Source organism: Pseudomonas sp. LjRoot277, from assembly GCF_964253845.1.
Lineage (GTDB): Bacteria > Pseudomonadota > Gammaproteobacteria > Pseudomonadales > Pseudomonadaceae > Aquipseudomonas.
This window is the reverse complement of sequence record NZ_CAXURI020000001.1, coordinates 1,575,548-1,589,997: the sequence shown is the minus strand read 5'-3', so window position 1 is coordinate 1,589,997 and position 14,450 is coordinate 1,575,548. Positions and strand designations below refer to the sequence as shown.

The following is a 14,450-nucleotide window of genomic DNA, read 5'->3' as shown; positions in this document are numbered from 1 at the left end:
CGGCTTGGGCGAGTCCATTCAATTACAGGGAAAGTGTCGTTCAGGGTGATAGGCGACAGCCTTGGCGCTCGCCGTCCCAGGTGGCGCTGTTGCTGCGGCCCATGCCGCTGACCGAAACGCGCTTGCTGGCGGGGTCATCGCTAAAGCCACTGCTCGGCAGCCACTGTTTCACATAGCCGTGGCAGTATTCGGCCGGGTTGTTCATCACGTAACGACACGAACAATATTCCTTGGCGGTATAGGCGCTGATGATGTCCGGGAACGCCCACAGCGCCACCCGTTCCTGCCAGATCCAGCCGAGCAAGGTGATCAGCAAGATCAACGACAGCGTACTGAACGGTCGCCGACGAACAATGTTGCGACGCTTCATGGCTGCCCCTTCGCGGCAAAGGCCTTGAGCGCGAGGTTGAGCAATTCGTTGTGCTGGTAGCTGCCGTCGCGATCATCGCCGTAGCGCACGATCACCAGGTTTTCGCCGGGAATCACGTACATCGCCTGACCCCAATGGCCCAGCGCGGCGAAGGTGTCGGCGGGTGCATCGGGCCAGGGTTTTGCGGCGCCTTCCACCGCGCGGTTAAGCCACCAATGGCCGCCGGGCACGGCGTCGTCCTGATTGGCTTGATAGTGGGCGAACGGTTCGCGGTTGAACGTCACCCAGTCCTTGGGCAGCAATTGCCGCTCGCCCCAGCGGCCGTCGCGTGCCATCAGCAGACCAACTCGGGCCAGATCCCTGGCGGTGAGGTAGGCATAGGACGAAGCGACGAAGGTTCCCGTAGCATCGCTTTCCCAGACGGCGTGGCGAATCCCCAAGGGCTCGAACAGAGCAGTCCATGGATAGTCCGGATACCGGCTCGGGCCGACGATGGTTTTCAACGCAGCAGCCAACAGATTGCTGTCGCCACTGGAATAACGGAATGCCTGACCGGGCTTGGCGTATTCACCGTGATCGGCGGTAAACGCGGCCATGTCCAGGTGACCGCGGGTGTAGAGCATCGCGACCACCGAGGATTTCAACGGCGCGTATTCATAGTCTTCCTGCCAGTCCAGGCCCGAGGCCCAGTGCAGCAGGTCGGCCATGGTCATCGTCGGGTGTTTTTCCAGCGGTGGATAAAATCTCTGCACCGGATCCTGAAGCTTGAACAGACCTTCGCCATAGGCCACGCCGAGGACTGTGGCCATCAGGCTTTTGCTGATGGACCAGGTCAGGTGCGGGGTGTTGGCCGTGGTCGGGCCGGCGTAGCGCTCGTAGATCAGTTGGCCGTCGCGGATCACAAGCAAGGCGTCAGTGCGGATGCCTTTTCGGGTGGCCTCATCACGGGGTGGGAAGGCGTAAGTCTCCAGCGCTTGAAGCGCCGGCCCAGTGACTGTCGGGCCGGTCGGCCATTGCTCGGCAGGCCAGTATTCGGCGTGGGCCGTGAGGCTGAGCAGGAGCATAAAAACCAGGGACAAGCCTTTGGACATGGAGGGTGCTCGGAAGGATGGACCTGCTGAGCCTAGTCGCAGTTGATGACAGTCTCTCAGCTCCTACATTGGGCGCTTCAAGCGCCAGCGAGTGCCTTTGCCAACCGCTTCCCCCGCGCACCCGCCGCCAAATCCAACACGCCCTGATCACGTTGCCACATAGCGGCCCAATGCTGCGGACCATCGGCCAGTGCCTGAGCCACCTCGGCCTTCAACCCATCGAACTGCGCAAACAAGCCACCGAGCAACACATGCCCGGACGGATTATTCGGCGCCTGCCGGCTGACTTCCGCACACCCGGCCAGCAGCGCCAGTAAACGCAGTTGCAAGGCTTGCGGCCAGTCGCTGTCCTGACCGACGCCGTACAGCCAGGCGGTCATGGCGCTCAGCACATAGATGTCTTCAAGGGTGCGGAACGGTTTGATGTAAGCATCCCAGCCATCCCCCGCCAACAGTTCGCACTGAGCGTTATCGAGAAACAGCCGACCATGACTGATGTCTGGCATCAACGGGATCGCCGGCAGTTTCTCCAGACGCACACCCGGTTCATCGGGATAAACCACCGCCAGACTCAGGCGCGGTTTTTCGTCGGGAGCTTCACTGCGGGCCGCGATCAGCAGCCAATCGGCGGCATCGCCTGCGGTGACAAAATCCTTGCGTCCGCTCAGACGCAAATCGTGCAGACGGGTCTGCATGTCCGTCACCCGCAGGCTGCGCTGTTCGGTCGCGCACAAGGCGCCGAGGCTCAGCGGCGCGCTCGGCCAGAGCATGCGCAACGCCGCCTGATAGCCCACCAGAAACGCCAGTCCCGGCGTCGACATCAAACGCCCGCCGGCCACCGCCAGTTCGAACGGTGTGACGTTGCCCAACTGGTGCAACAAGGTCGCGAAACCCTCGCCCAGGTCCGGGTTGGCGGGCAGACGATCGCGGCGGCGCAGCAGGTTTTGCCAGGGCATAAGAGGCTCCTCGTGGGCTGTCATATAAGCATCACCAAAGCTTCATGGCGATGACACCGGGGCTACATAGCCTGACTTTGCACAACACGGCTGCATAAAGAAAGTCGATCGGCTGCAACCCAAGACGGGTGACCGGCCCGTACGGAGATTCGCAATGACTCAGATCGCCCGCATCAGCGACACCGGCAATGAACGCCGCCTGCAAGCCGAACGCCTGGTGGGCGCCGAGGCCTTGCAGGAAGCCCAGGCCTTGCGCTTCAACGTGTTCAGCGGCGAATTCAACGCCAAGCTGAAAGGCGCGGAGCTGGGTCTGGACATGGATGACTATGATGTTCACTGCGCCCACATCGGCGTGCGTGACTTGAACACCGGGCGACTGGTGGCGACTACCCGTTTGCTCGACCATACGGCCGCCAGCAGCCTGGGCAAGTTCTACAGCGAAGAAGAATTCAGCTTGCATGGCCTGCTTCATCTAAAAGGCCCGATTCTGGAAATCGGCCGCACTTGCGTCGACCCGGCTTACCGCAACGGCGGCACCATCGCCGTACTCTGGGGCGAACTGGCCGAAGTGCTGAACCAGGGCGGCTACAGCTACTTAATGGGTTGCGCGAGCATTCCGATGCAGGACGGCGGCATTCAGGCCCACGCGATCATGCAGCGCCTGCGCGAACGTTATCTGTGTACGGAACACCTTCGGGCCGAACCGAAAAAACCGCTGCCGAGCCTCGACATCCCGTCCAACGTCATCGCCGAAATGCCACCGCTGCTCAAGGCCTACATGCGTCTTGGCGCGAAGATCTGCGGCGAGCCGTGCTGGGACGAAGACTTCCAGGTCGCCGACGTGTTCATTCTGCTCAAGCGCGACGAACTCTGCCCGCGTTATGCCAAGCACTTCAAGGCGGCCGTGTGATGAGTCGGTTACGGGTGTACGCGCGGATTGCACGAGTGTTGGTGGTGGTGGCGCTGGGTTTGAGCATGGCCAGTCTGTTCGGGTTGTTCGAACGTCTGGGGATTGCTCATTCGATGGTCCGTCGCCAGCGCTGGTCGCGATTTTTCATGGCGCGCCTGAGCAATGCCTTGCCCTTTCGCGTGACCGTACACGGTGAATTGCCGAAGGCGCCGATGCTCTGGGTCAGCAACCATGTGTCCTGGACCGACATTCCGCTGCTGGGCATGCTCACACCGCTGTCGTTCCTGTCCAAGGCCGAAGTGCGCACCTGGCCGGTGGCGGGCTGGCTGGCGGCCAAGGCCGGCAGTTTGTTCATTCGTCGAGGGTCGGGCGACAGCCAGTTGATTCGCAAACAGATGACCCGTCATCTGGAGCAGGAACATCCGCTGCTGATGTTCCCGGAAGGCACCACCACTGATGGCCGTTCGTTGCGCACTTTCCACGGTCGATTGCTGTCTGCGGCGATCGACTCCGAAGTGAAGTTGCAGCCGGTGGCGATTCGTTATCTGCGTGACGGAGCACTCGATTCACTGGCGCCGTTCATTGGCGATGATGATTTGCTCTCGCACTTGATGCGCTTGTTTGCCAATGATCGGGGTGAGGTGGAGATTCATTTGCTCAAGCCGATCGCGTGTGAAGGTCGAGAGCGTGCGGCACTGGCGTTCGAGGCACAGCAAGCGGTGCAGAAGGCGTTGTTTGGGGCGATTCCGCAGGCGCAACCGGAACCGCTGCGCCCCGCGATCGCGGCTTGATACAAATCCCCTGTGGGAGCGGGCTTGCTCGCGAATGCGGTTTGACAGTCAGCACATGTGTTGAATGTGAAGCAGCCTTCGCGAGCAAGCCCGCTCCCACATTAAATTCGCGGTGTCGCAGCGAATGCCTGCAACTCGGGATAAAACAACCGGAAGTCATCGCTCAACGGTTCATACAACACCCGCAATTCCTGCATCGCTGCGGCCAGTTCCTCGGGTCGCGTCAGCCGCCGTGAAATCCCTCGCAGCACCTGCTCAAGCACCGCGAATTCCCGATAAGAACCCAACCAGTCATTGGCCACCATGTGCGGCGCGATCTGCGCCAGCCGTTCCGGCAATTGCGCCTCGGCGGACAGCACCCGGTACACGCCCGAAGTGAATTGTTCCAGTGGCTGATCGGCGTACAGCGTCCAGTCACGCGCCAGGCAATGGTCGAAAAACACGTCGAGCACGATCCCGGCGTAACGCCGGCGGGTCATGGAAAACCGTGACAACGAGACGTCCACCAACGGATGGCGGTCGGTAAAGACATCGATGCTGCGATGCAACTGGATGGCCGCTTCGATCTCCGGATCGAACTGCCCTTGCAGCCGCCCTTTGACGAAATCGCCATACAGACTGCCGAGCAATTGACCGGGGCGCTGGCCACCGAGGTGCAGATGTGCGAGATAGTTCATGCGCGCAGCTTAGCACTGCGCCTTTGTATCGTTACACCCAGCATATCGTTATAACCCGATATACCGAATTACTCGGTCGTCAGACCAAAATCATATTGGTATATCGCGAAATACCGATTTAAAGTTCGCCTCATCGCGATATAGCGTTTTACTCATCACGAGCCCAAACCATGACCATCGACCTCGACGAAATAATAAAAGCCCTGGCACACCCAGTACGCCGAGACATCCTCATCTGGCTGAAAGACCCCAAAGCCCAGTTCCCGGAACAGATCCACAACCACGAGTACGGCATTTGCGCCGGACAGATCGATCAACGCTGCGGCCTGTCGCAGTCGACCGTGTCCGCCCATTTGGCGAACTTGCAACGTGCGGGACTGATCAGCAGCCAGAAAGCCGGTCAATGGCACTTCTTCAAACGCAACGAGGACGTGATCCAGGCGTTCCTCGATGCCATCGTCAAGGAGCTCAGTGCTCCGACAAGGAACTGAACAATGCCCCTCTCGCTACTCATTCTGGCCTTGAGCGCTTTCGCCATCGGCACCACCGAGTTCGTCATCATGGGCTTGCTGCCCGATGTAGCGGCCGACCTCGGTGTGTCGATCCCCGGTGCCGGCTGGCTGGTGACCGGGTACGCCCTGGGCGTGGCCATCGGTGCGCCGTTCATGGCACTGGCCACCTCTCGATTGCCGCGCAAGGCCGCGCTGGTAGCGTTGATGGGGATTTTCATCGTCGGCAACCTGCTCTGTGCAATGGCGACCGACTACAACGTGCTGATGTTTGCCCGTGTGGTCACCGCCCTCTGCCACGGTGCGTTCTTCGGCATTGGTTCGGTGGTGGCAGCAGGTCTGGTGCCGGCGAACAAGCGCGCTTCGGCCGTGGCTCTGATGTTCACCGGCCTGACCCTGGCCAACGTGCTCGGCGTTCCGCTGGGCACTGCGCTCGGTCAGGAAGCCGGCTGGCGTTCGACCTTCTGGGCGGTGACCGTGATTGGTGTGATCGCGTTGATCGGCCTGATCCGCTTCCTGCCGGCCAAGCGCGATGAAGAGAAACTCGACATGCGCGCCGAACTGCGTGCCCTCAAAGGCGCCGGGATCTGGCTGTCCCTGAGCATGACCGCGTTGTTCGCAGCTTCCGTATTCACCCTGTTCACCTACGTCGCCCCGCTGCTCGGCGATGTCACCGGCGTCTCGCCCAACGGCGTGACCTGGACCCTGATGCTCATCGGCCTGGGCCTGACGGTCGGCAACATCATCGGCGGCAAGCTGGCTGACAAAGGCATGGCCGCAACGTTGATCGGCGTCTTTATCTCGATGGCCGTGATCTCGACCGTGCTGACCTGGACCAGCGTTGCGCTGATTCCTACCGAAATCACCCTGTTCCTCTGGGCCACCGCGTGCTTTGCCGCCGTGCCCGCCCTGCAAGTGAACGTGGTGACCTACGGCAAGGCCGCACCGAACCTGGTGTCGACCCTGAACATCGGCGCTTTCAATGTCGGCAATGCACTGGGTGCCTGGGTCGGTGGCAGCGTCATCGCCCACGGTTTCGGCTTGACCAGCGTTCCTCTCGCGGCAGCTGCACTGGCGGTACTCGCCCTGCTGGTGACCCTGATTACTTTCCGTCAGAACGGTGATCCCGAACTGGCCCCTGCTACCAACTGATCTCTACAAGAGAGCTATTTCATGACGACTATTTTCGATCCGATCAAACTGGGCGACCTTGAGTTGGCCAACCGCATCATCATGGCGCCGCTGACCCGCTGCCGCGCCGACGAAGGCCGCGTGCCAAACGCGCTGATGGCCGAGTACTACGTACAACGCGCCTCGGCCGGCCTGATCCTCAGCGAGGCCACCTCGGTCACGCCGATGGGCGTCGGCTACCCGGACACCCCGGGTATCTGGTCCAACGATCAAGTGCGTGGCTGGGCCAATGTGACCAAGGCTATTCACGGCGCGGGCGGCAAGATTTTCCTGCAACTGTGGCACGTCGGCCGTATTTCCCACGGGTCGTACCTGGGTGGTGAAGCGCCGGTCGCACCGAGCGCCATTCAGCCAAAAGGCCATGTCAGCCTGGTTCGCCCACTGGCCGACTTCCCAACCCCACGCGCCCTGGAAACCGCTGAAATCGCCGACATCGTCGACGCCTACCGCGTCGGTGCCGAGAACGCCAAGGCGGCCGGTTTCGACGGAGTGGAAATCCATGGCGCCAACGGTTACCTGCTCGACCAGTTCCTGCAAAGCAGCACCAACCAGCGCACCGACAACTACGGCGGTTCCGTGGAAAATCGTGCGCGCCTGTTGCTGGAAGTGACCGATGCCGCGATCGAAATCTGGGGCGCGGGCCGTGTGGGTGTGCACCTGTCACCCCGTGCCGATCTCCATGACATGGGCGACGACAACCTGTCCGAGACCTTCACTTACGTCGCTCGCGAACTGGGCAAACGTGGCATCGCCTTCATCTGCTCCCGCGAGAAAGAAGATGGCGACAGCCTGGGTCCACAATTGAAAGAAGCGTTCGGCGGCCCTTACATCGTCAACGAACGCTTCACCAAGGACAGCGCCAACGCCTGGCTGGCCAGCGGCAAGGCTGATGCAGTCGCTTTCGGCGTGCCGTTCATTGCCAACCCGGACCTGCCGGCACGTTTGAAGGCCGATGCGCCGCTGAACGAGCCACGTCCTGAGCTGTTTTATTCCAAGGGCGCGGTCGGCTACATCGACTACCCGGTGTTGTAAGCGCCCCCCTTTGAAACGCAAAAGCCCCGACTCGAAAGAGCCGGGGCTTTTTTGCAACCGGGTTACTCACAAAATCGCTACAAATCAGGTAGCTCACTACCTATCAACCTGGCGAGCGTACGTATATAAAAGCAACCCATTGCAATCAGGCGAGCGTCAGGATGTTCCTCATCCGCCTCAAGTGTTGACACAACCGGATCCAATTACGCATTTTGTTTCATTTGCGCAGGCTGGGGCTGAAGCGCAGCATGTCCAACCCTGTATCGACCCAACGCTCGGCTTCGATGTGCAGTTCAAAGCTGTCGGGCGCCAAGAGCCACTGGTACAGGATGCCGTCAATGTACGCATGCAGGCTGATGGCTGCGCGGGCCGTATCGAGGCTTTCCGGTAACTGCCCCCGATTGACCGCATTACTCAGCGCCAGAGCGATTCGCACATTGCAATCAAGGCTGACCGCTCGGCGCTGCTGGCGCAGGTCGCACATTTCATCGGTGAATTCGCACTTATGAAACAGAATCTCATTGATGCGTCGGGTTTTCGGATCCAGGGCAACTTGATGAAACAAATGAATCAGCAGCTTGCGCATGCAGCCCAAGGGGTCGAGTTCATCTTCGCTTTCACTGGCCTTGGCCATTTCATCCAGCGGTTCATGCAAGGTATCAAGCATGGCCTGCACCAGATCCGCCTTGTTGCTGAAATGCCAGTAGATGGCCCCGCGCGTGACCCCGGCCAAAGTAGCGATATCCGCCAGTGTCGTGCGCGCCACGCCCCTTTCGTAAAAGGCTTTTTCTGCCGCTTCCAGTATCTGGCTGCGGGTTTCTTGAGCTTCCTCTTTGGTACGACGGACCATGGCAATACAACCTCAATCAGGATGCTTCAGCGATGCCTGAACATCCGCTGAATAAAAGTGGGGCGAGCGTTCTTGGGCGTCGTCCCCGGCCTACAATTCGAACCCTTGAACGGCTTTTGTAATGGTGTGGATACGCGGCCAAGGTATTTACAAACAACCATGAACGTAAGTATATTCCTTAGCAAGCTACTTATCCACTCAGCGCACATTTTTTACCTTTCCACATTTCTAGTGCGCAATTTGCGCGCCTGACCCGAGGATTTTCATGCAATTCAAGCCAGCTGTTACCGCTCTGGTCACCGCCCTCGCCTTGGCATCGCTGCTCAGCGGATGCAAAAAGGAAGAGGCGGCACCTGCCGCACCACCCCCTCAGGTCGGCGTCGTTACTCTGCAACCTCAAGCCTTCACCCTGACCTCCGAGCTTCCGGGCCGTACCAGCGCGTACCGCATCGCCGAAGTTCGCCCTCAGGTTAACGGCATCATTCTCAAGCGCCTGTTCAAGGAAGGCGGCGACGTCAAGGCCGGCCAGCAGCTGTATCAGATCGATCCGGCCGTTTATGAAGCCACCCTGAAAAGCGCCGAAGCCAACCTGCAACAGACCAAATCGATTTCGGATCGCTACAAGCAACTGGTCAGCGAACAGGCTGTGAGCCGTCAGGAATACGACACGGCCCTGGCCAACCGCTTGCAATCGGAAGCCGCCCTGCAAAGCGCCCAGATCAATGTGCGTTACACCAAGGTTTACGCGCCACTCTCCGGCCGCATCGGCCGCTCGACCGTGACCGAAGGCGCGCTGGTCACCAGCGGCCAGGTCGACGCGATGGCGGTGATTCAGCAACTGGACCCGATCTACGTCGACGTGACCCAGTCTTCGGTAGAGCTGCTGGAACTGCGCCGCGAACTGGAAAGCGGTCGTCTGCAAAAATCCGGCGACAACGCGGCCAAGGTCAAGCTGACCCTCGAAGACGGCAGCCAGTACAAACAGGAAGGCAATCTCGAGTTCTCGGAAGTCTCGGTAGACCAGACCACCGGTTCCGTGACCTTGCGTGCGGTATTCCCAAACCCTGATCACACCCTGCTACCAGGCATGTTTGTACACGCCCAATTGCAGGCCGGGGTGAACAGCGCGGCGATCCTCGCCCCGCAACAAGGCGTGACCCGTGACCTCAAAGGCACCCCGACCGCGCTGGTCGTCGGTCCGGACAACAAGGTCGAACTGCGTCAGCTCAAGGCCAGCCGCACCGTCGGCAACCAATGGCTGATCGAAGACGGCCTGAAGGCCGGCGATCGCCTGATCACCGAAGGGCTGCAATTCGTCAAACCTGGCGTCGTAGTAAAGGCCAGTGAAGCGACTAACGTTGGCGCAAAGAACCCGGCCCCCGCACAGGTAGCTAACAAGGCTTCCAGCGGCAAAGGGGAGTAAACCATGTCCAGATTTTTTATCGACCGTCCGATTTTTGCCTGGGTAATTGCCCTGGTCATCATGCTGGTCGGGGCACTATCGATCCTCAAACTTCCGATCAACCAATACCCGAGCATTGCGCCTCCGGCCATTGCCATCTCGGTGACCTACCCGGGCGCGTCTGCACAAACCGTGCAGGACACCGTGGTGCAAGTGATCGAGCAACAGCTCAACGGTATCGATAACCTGCGTTATGTCTCGTCGGAAAGTAACTCTGACGGCAACATGACTATTACCGCGACCTTCGAGCAGGGCACCAACTCCGATACCGCGCAGGTTCAGGTCCAGAACAAGCTGAACCTGGCCACCCCGCTGCTGCCGCAAGAAGTGCAGCAACAGGGTATCCGCGTGACCAAGGCAGTGAAAAACTTCCTGATGGTGATCGGCGTTGTGTCGCGCGACGGCAGCATGACCAAGGACGACCTGTCCAACTACATCGTGTCGAACATGCAGGACCCGATCTCGCGCACCGCCGGTGTCGGTGACTTTCAGGTCTTCGGTGCGCAGTACGCGATGCGGATCTGGCTCGACCCGGCCAAGTTGAATAACTTCAACCTGACTCCGGGCGACGTAAAAACCGCCATCGCCGCGCAGAACGTTCAGGTGTCGTCCGGCCAACTCGGTGGTTTGCCTGCTGTCGCCGGCCAACAGCTGAACGCGACGATCATCGGCAAGACCCGCCTGCAAACTGCCGAGCAGTTCAAGGCCATCCTGCTTAAGGTCAACAAGGACGGTTCACAAGTACGTGTCGGCGATGTGGCGGATGTTGGCCTGGGCGGCGAAAACTACTCGATCAGCGCCCAGTTCAACGGCGCCCCGGCCTCCGGTCTGGCGGTGAAACTGGCGAACGGCGCCAACGCCCTCGACACCGCAAAAGCCCTGCGCAAGACCATCGAAACCCTCAAGCCGTTTTTCCCGGAAGGGATGGAAGTGGTGTTCCCGTACGACACCACGCCAGTGGTGACCGAGTCGATCAAGGGCGTGGTTGAAACCCTGGTCGAAGCGATCGTGCTGGTGTTCCTGGTGATGTTCCTGTTCCTGCAAAACTTCCGCGCCACCGTCATCACCACGATGACCGTGCCAGTCGTATTGCTGGGTACCTTCGGGATCCTCGCGGCGTTCGGCTTCAGCATCAACACCCTGACCATGTTCGGCATGGTGCTGGCCATCGGTTTGCTGGTGGACGACGCCATCGTCGTGGTGGAAAACGTCGAACGGGTCATGAGCGAAGAAGGCCTGTCACCCAAGGAGGCCACCAAGAAATCCATGGGGCAGATCCAGGGTGCACTGGTCGGTATCGCCCTGGTGCTGTCGGCGGTACTGTTGCCGATGGCATTCTTCGGCGGTTCCACCGGTGTGATCTACAAACAGTTCTCGATCACCATCGTCTCGGCCATGGCCCTGTCGGTACTGGTCGCACTGATCTTTACCCCGGCGCTCTGCGCCACCATGCTCAAAGCGATTCCCAAGGGTGAGCACGGCGTCCCGAAACGCGGATTTTTCGGCTGGTTCAACCGCAACTTCGACCGTAGCGTGAAAAGCTACGAACGCGGCGTTGGCAACATTCTGCGCAACAAGGTGCCGTATCTGCTGGTGTACGTGATCATCGTCGTCGGCATGATCTGGTTGTTCCTGCGTATTCCATCCGCGTTCCTGCCGGAAGAAGACCAAGGTGTACTGTTTGCCCAGGTGCAAACCCCGGCCGGTTCCAGTTCCCAGCGCACGCAAGTTGTCGTGGACGAGATGCGTGAGTTCCTGCTGCGTCCGGGCAAGGACGGCGGTGAAGGTGACGCGGTGGCCTCGGTGTTTACCGTAACCGGCTTCAACTTCGCCGGCCGCGGTCAGAGTTCGGGTATGGCGTTCATCATGCTCAAACCGTGGGACGAACGTAACGCCGACAACAGCGTGTTCAAAGTCGCGGCCCGTGCCCAACAGCATTTCTTCACCTTCCGTGACGCCATGGTGTTTGCGTTCGCACCTCCGGCGGTGCTGGAACTGGGTAACGCCACCGGTTTCGACGTGTTCCTGCAAGACCGTGCCGGTATCGGTCACGAAGCACTGATGGCTGCACGCAACCAGTTCCTCGGCATGGCGGCGCAGAGCAAGGTGCTGTCGCAGGTCCGCCCGAACGGTCTGAACGACGAACCGCAATACCAACTGGAAATCGATGACGAGAAGGCCAGTGCCCTGGGCGTTACCATCGCCGACATCAACAGCACCCTGTCGATTGCCCTGGGCAGTAGCTACGTCAACGACTTCATCGACCGCGGTCGGGTGAAGAAGGTGTACGTGCAAGGCCAGCCGGGCGCGCGCATGAGTCCTGAAGACGTCAAGAAATGGTATGTGCGCAACAGGGCCGGCACCATGGTTCCGTTCTCGGCGTTCGCCAAAGGTGAGTGGATTTACGGCGCACCGAAGCTGTCGCGTTACAACGGCGTAGAAGCGATGGAAATCCTCGGTGCCCCGGCACCCGGTTATTCCACCGGTGAAGCCATGCTCGAAGTCGAAGCCCTGGCCAAGAAACTGCCGGCCGGTGTCGGTATTTCCTGGACAGGCCTGTCGTACGAAGAACGACTGGCGGGTTCGCAGGCTCCGGCGCTGTTCGCGTTGTCGATCCTGATGGTGTTCCTGTGTCTGGCCGCGTTGTATGAAAGCTGGTCGATTCCGATTGCGGTGGTGCTCGTGGTGCCGCTGGGGATTATCGGTGCGTTGATGGCGACCAGCTTGCGCGGTCTGTCCAACGACGTGTACTTCCTGGTGGGTCTGTTGACCACCATTGGTCTGGCGGCAAAAAACGCCATTCTGATCGTCGAGTTCGCCAAAGACCTGCATGAACAGGGCAAGAGCTTACAGGAGGCCGCCATCGAGGCTTGCCGCATGCGTTTGCGTCCGATCATTATGACCTCCCTGGCGTTTGTCCTCGGCGTCGTGCCTCTGGCCATTTCCACTGGCGCCGGCTCGGGTAGCCAACACGCCATCGGTACAGTGGTGATCGGCGGTATGATCACCGCCACCGTATTGGCGATATTCTGGGTCCCGCTGTTTTTCGTCACCGTGTCGGCCATGGGGCAGCGCAAAATCGCTGACCAGGACGACGCTCTAGAACCTTCTAAAGAGGCTGGCTTATGAGCAAGTCGCTACTCTCCTTGGCTGTTGCCGCCTTCGTGCTCGGTGGCTGCTCGCTGATACCCGATTATCAGCAGCCTGAAGCACCGGTGGCGGGCCAGTACCCGCAAGGTCCGGCGTATTCGCCGGCCCAGGCGCCTGCCCAGGCTGCCGCCGAACAGGGCTGGAAGCAGTTTTTCCATGACCCGGCGCTGCAACAGCTGATCCAGGTCGCCCTGGAAAACAATCGTGACCTGCGTGTCGCGGCGCTGAACATCGACGCGTTCGCGGCTCAATACCGCATCCAGCGTGCCGATCTGTTCCCGGCCGTGTCGGCAAACGGCACCGGCAGCCGCCAGCGGGTCCCGGCTCGGGCCTCGCAGACAGGCCAAGCGGACATCACCAGTTCCTACTCGGCCACGGTCGGCATCAGCGCGTATGAACTCGACCTGTTCGGTCGGGTTCGCAGCCTGAGCGAAGAAGCGCTGCAGAAATACTTCGCCACTGAAGAAGCGCGCCGCAGCACCCAGATCAGCCTGGTGGCCAGTGTGGCCAACGCCTATCTGACCTGGCAGGCCGACAAGGAACTGCTGAAACTGACCCAGGACACCCTCGCTGCGTTCGAGGAGAGCTACAAGCTCACCGCCCGCAGCAACGAAGTGGGTGTGGCCTCGGCCCTGGACCTGGCCCAGTCGCGTACCTCGGTGGAAAACGCCCGCGCACAAATGGCCAAGTACACCCGTCAAGTCGCCCAGGATGAAAACATCCTGGTGTTGCTGCTCGGCACTGGCGTCCCGACCAATCTGCAAGCAGCCAAGCCATTGGCTGACGACCTGCTGAGCGACGTGCCGGCCGGTCTGCCATCGGACTTGCTGCAACGTCGTCCGGACATCCTCCAGGCCGAATACAACCTGAAAGCCGCCAACGCCAACATCGGCGCGGCGCGGGCTGCGTTCTTCCCGAGCATCAGCCTGACGGCCAACGCCGGGACCCTGAGCCCGGACCTGTCCGGTCTGTTCAAGGGCGGTTCGGGCACCTGGCTGTTCCAGCCGCAGATCAACCTGCCGATTTTCAACGCCGGCAGCCTGCGCGCCAGCCTGGATTATTCAAAAATCCAGAAAGACATCGGCGTGGCGAACTACGAGAAGTCCATTCAAACGGCCTTCCAGGAAGTCGCCGACGGCCTGGCCGCCCGCCAGACCTACACCGATCAGTTGCATGCCCAGCGTGATTTCGTCAGCGCGAACCAGGACTACTACCGTCTGGCCGAGCGTCGTTATCGCATTGGTGTCGACAGCAACTTGACCTTCCTCGATGCCCAGCGCCAGCTGTTCAGTGCCCAACAAGTACTGATCACCGACCGTCTGGCGCAACTGGTCAGTGCCGTCAATCTGTACAAGGCACTGGGCGGTGGCTGGAACGAGCAGACGGCGAAGAACGAGCCGTTGAAAGAAGAAGCGCCGAAGATGAAGTTGTTCTGATAGCGCTGTAAAACAAGAAGCCCAC

At 60.3% G+C, this 14,450-nt stretch carries 13 protein-coding genes; 8 read left to right on the top strand and 5 right to left on the bottom strand.

What is annotated here, in order from left to right:
- Positions 1–40: 40 nt before the first annotated feature.
- From ACSQ87_RS07550 to ACSQ87_RS07540, 3 genes are all read right to left on the bottom strand, one after another.
- The gene (locus ACSQ87_RS07550; RefSeq protein WP_223433166.1) at positions 41–370 is read right to left on the bottom strand and encodes an amidase; all 330 of its coding nucleotides are present in this window, start codon (positions 368–370) and stop codon (positions 41–43) included.
- Entirely contained in the window at positions 367–1,461 is a 1,095-nt protein-coding gene (locus ACSQ87_RS07545; RefSeq protein WP_223433165.1) for a serine hydrolase domain-containing protein, read from the bottom strand. Before ACSQ87_RS07545 ends, ACSQ87_RS07550 begins: the two co-directional genes overlap by 4 nt.
- Before the next feature lie 77 nt (positions 1,462–1,538).
- On the bottom strand, positions 1,539–2,417 hold the full coding sequence (locus ACSQ87_RS07540; RefSeq protein ID WP_223433164.1) for an acyl-CoA dehydrogenase family protein: 879 nt from the start codon (positions 2,415–2,417) through the stop codon (positions 1,539–1,541).
- A gap of 154 nt (positions 2,418–2,571) precedes the next feature.
- Here ACSQ87_RS07540 and olsB point away from each other — a divergent pair, with 154 nt between their 5' ends.
- Both olsB and ACSQ87_RS07530 read left to right on the top strand, forming a co-directional pair.
- Complete coding sequence (gene olsB / locus ACSQ87_RS07535; RefSeq protein ID WP_149629023.1) at positions 2,572–3,327, top strand: L-ornithine N(alpha)-acyltransferase; 756 nt, start codon at positions 2,572–2,574, stop codon at positions 3,325–3,327.
- Positions 3,327–4,118, top strand: a complete 792-nt coding sequence (locus ACSQ87_RS07530; RefSeq protein WP_223433163.1) for a lysophospholipid acyltransferase family protein — start codon at positions 3,327–3,329, stop codon at positions 4,116–4,118. Before olsB ends, ACSQ87_RS07530 begins: the two co-directional genes overlap by 1 nt.
- 101 nt (positions 4,119–4,219) lie before the next feature.
- Here the strand turns inward: ACSQ87_RS07530 and ACSQ87_RS07525 are convergent, their stop codons facing one another.
- A complete protein-coding gene (locus ACSQ87_RS07525; RefSeq protein WP_076030010.1) occupies positions 4,220–4,795 on the bottom strand; it encodes an ACP phosphodiesterase in 576 nt (191 codons plus the stop codon).
- Between the two features lie 170 nt (positions 4,796–4,965).
- Here ACSQ87_RS07525 and ACSQ87_RS07520 point away from each other — a divergent pair, with 170 nt between their 5' ends.
- The 3 genes from ACSQ87_RS07520 to ACSQ87_RS07510 are packed head-to-tail and all read left to right on the top strand — an operon-like array spanning position 4,966 to position 7,527.
- On the top strand, positions 4,966–5,286 hold the full coding sequence (locus ACSQ87_RS07520) for an ArsR/SmtB family transcription factor (protein ID WP_129441841.1): 321 nt from the start codon (positions 4,966–4,968) through the stop codon (positions 5,284–5,286).
- 3 nt (positions 5,287–5,289) lie between these two features.
- Positions 5,290–6,456 (top strand): MFS transporter, encoded by a 1,167-nt coding sequence (locus tag ACSQ87_RS07515; protein ID WP_223433162.1) that lies wholly within the window; start codon positions 5,290–5,292, stop codon positions 6,454–6,456.
- A gap of 21 nt (positions 6,457–6,477) precedes the next feature.
- Positions 6,478–7,527, top strand: a complete 1,050-nt coding sequence (locus ACSQ87_RS07510; RefSeq protein WP_223433161.1) for an alkene reductase — start codon at positions 6,478–6,480, stop codon at positions 7,525–7,527.
- A 217-nt stretch (positions 7,528–7,744) separates the two neighbouring features.
- Here the strand turns inward: ACSQ87_RS07510 and emhR are convergent, their stop codons facing one another.
- Positions 7,745–8,377 carry an efflux system transcriptional repressor EmhR gene (gene emhR / locus ACSQ87_RS07505; RefSeq protein WP_223433160.1) on the bottom strand — a complete coding sequence of 211 codons (633 nt, stop codon included), beginning with the start codon at positions 8,375–8,377 and terminating at the stop codon, positions 7,745–7,747.
- Positions 8,378–8,642: 265 nt separating this feature from the next.
- On the opposite strand from emhR, the gene emhA reads away from it, so the two are divergent.
- From emhA to emhC, 3 genes are read left to right on the top strand one after another with little or no spacing between them, the layout of a single operon-like run.
- Positions 8,643–9,800 carry an efflux RND transporter periplasmic adaptor subunit EmhA gene (gene emhA, locus ACSQ87_RS07500; RefSeq protein WP_223433159.1) on the top strand — a complete coding sequence of 386 codons (1,158 nt, stop codon included), beginning with the start codon at positions 8,643–8,645 and terminating at the stop codon, positions 9,798–9,800.
- Between the two features lie 3 nt (positions 9,801–9,803).
- On the top strand, positions 9,804–12,968 hold the full coding sequence (gene emhB, locus ACSQ87_RS07495) for an efflux RND transporter permease subunit EmhB (protein ID WP_223433158.1): 3,165 nt from the start codon (positions 9,804–9,806) through the stop codon (positions 12,966–12,968).
- Positions 12,965–14,425, top strand: coding sequence for an efflux RND transporter outer membrane subunit EmhC (emhC, locus tag ACSQ87_RS07490; protein WP_223433157.1), 1,461 nt, complete (start codon positions 12,965–12,967; stop codon positions 14,423–14,425). The genes emhB and emhC overlap by 4 nt, the downstream gene beginning before the upstream one ends.
- Positions 14,426–14,450 lie beyond the last annotated feature (25 nt).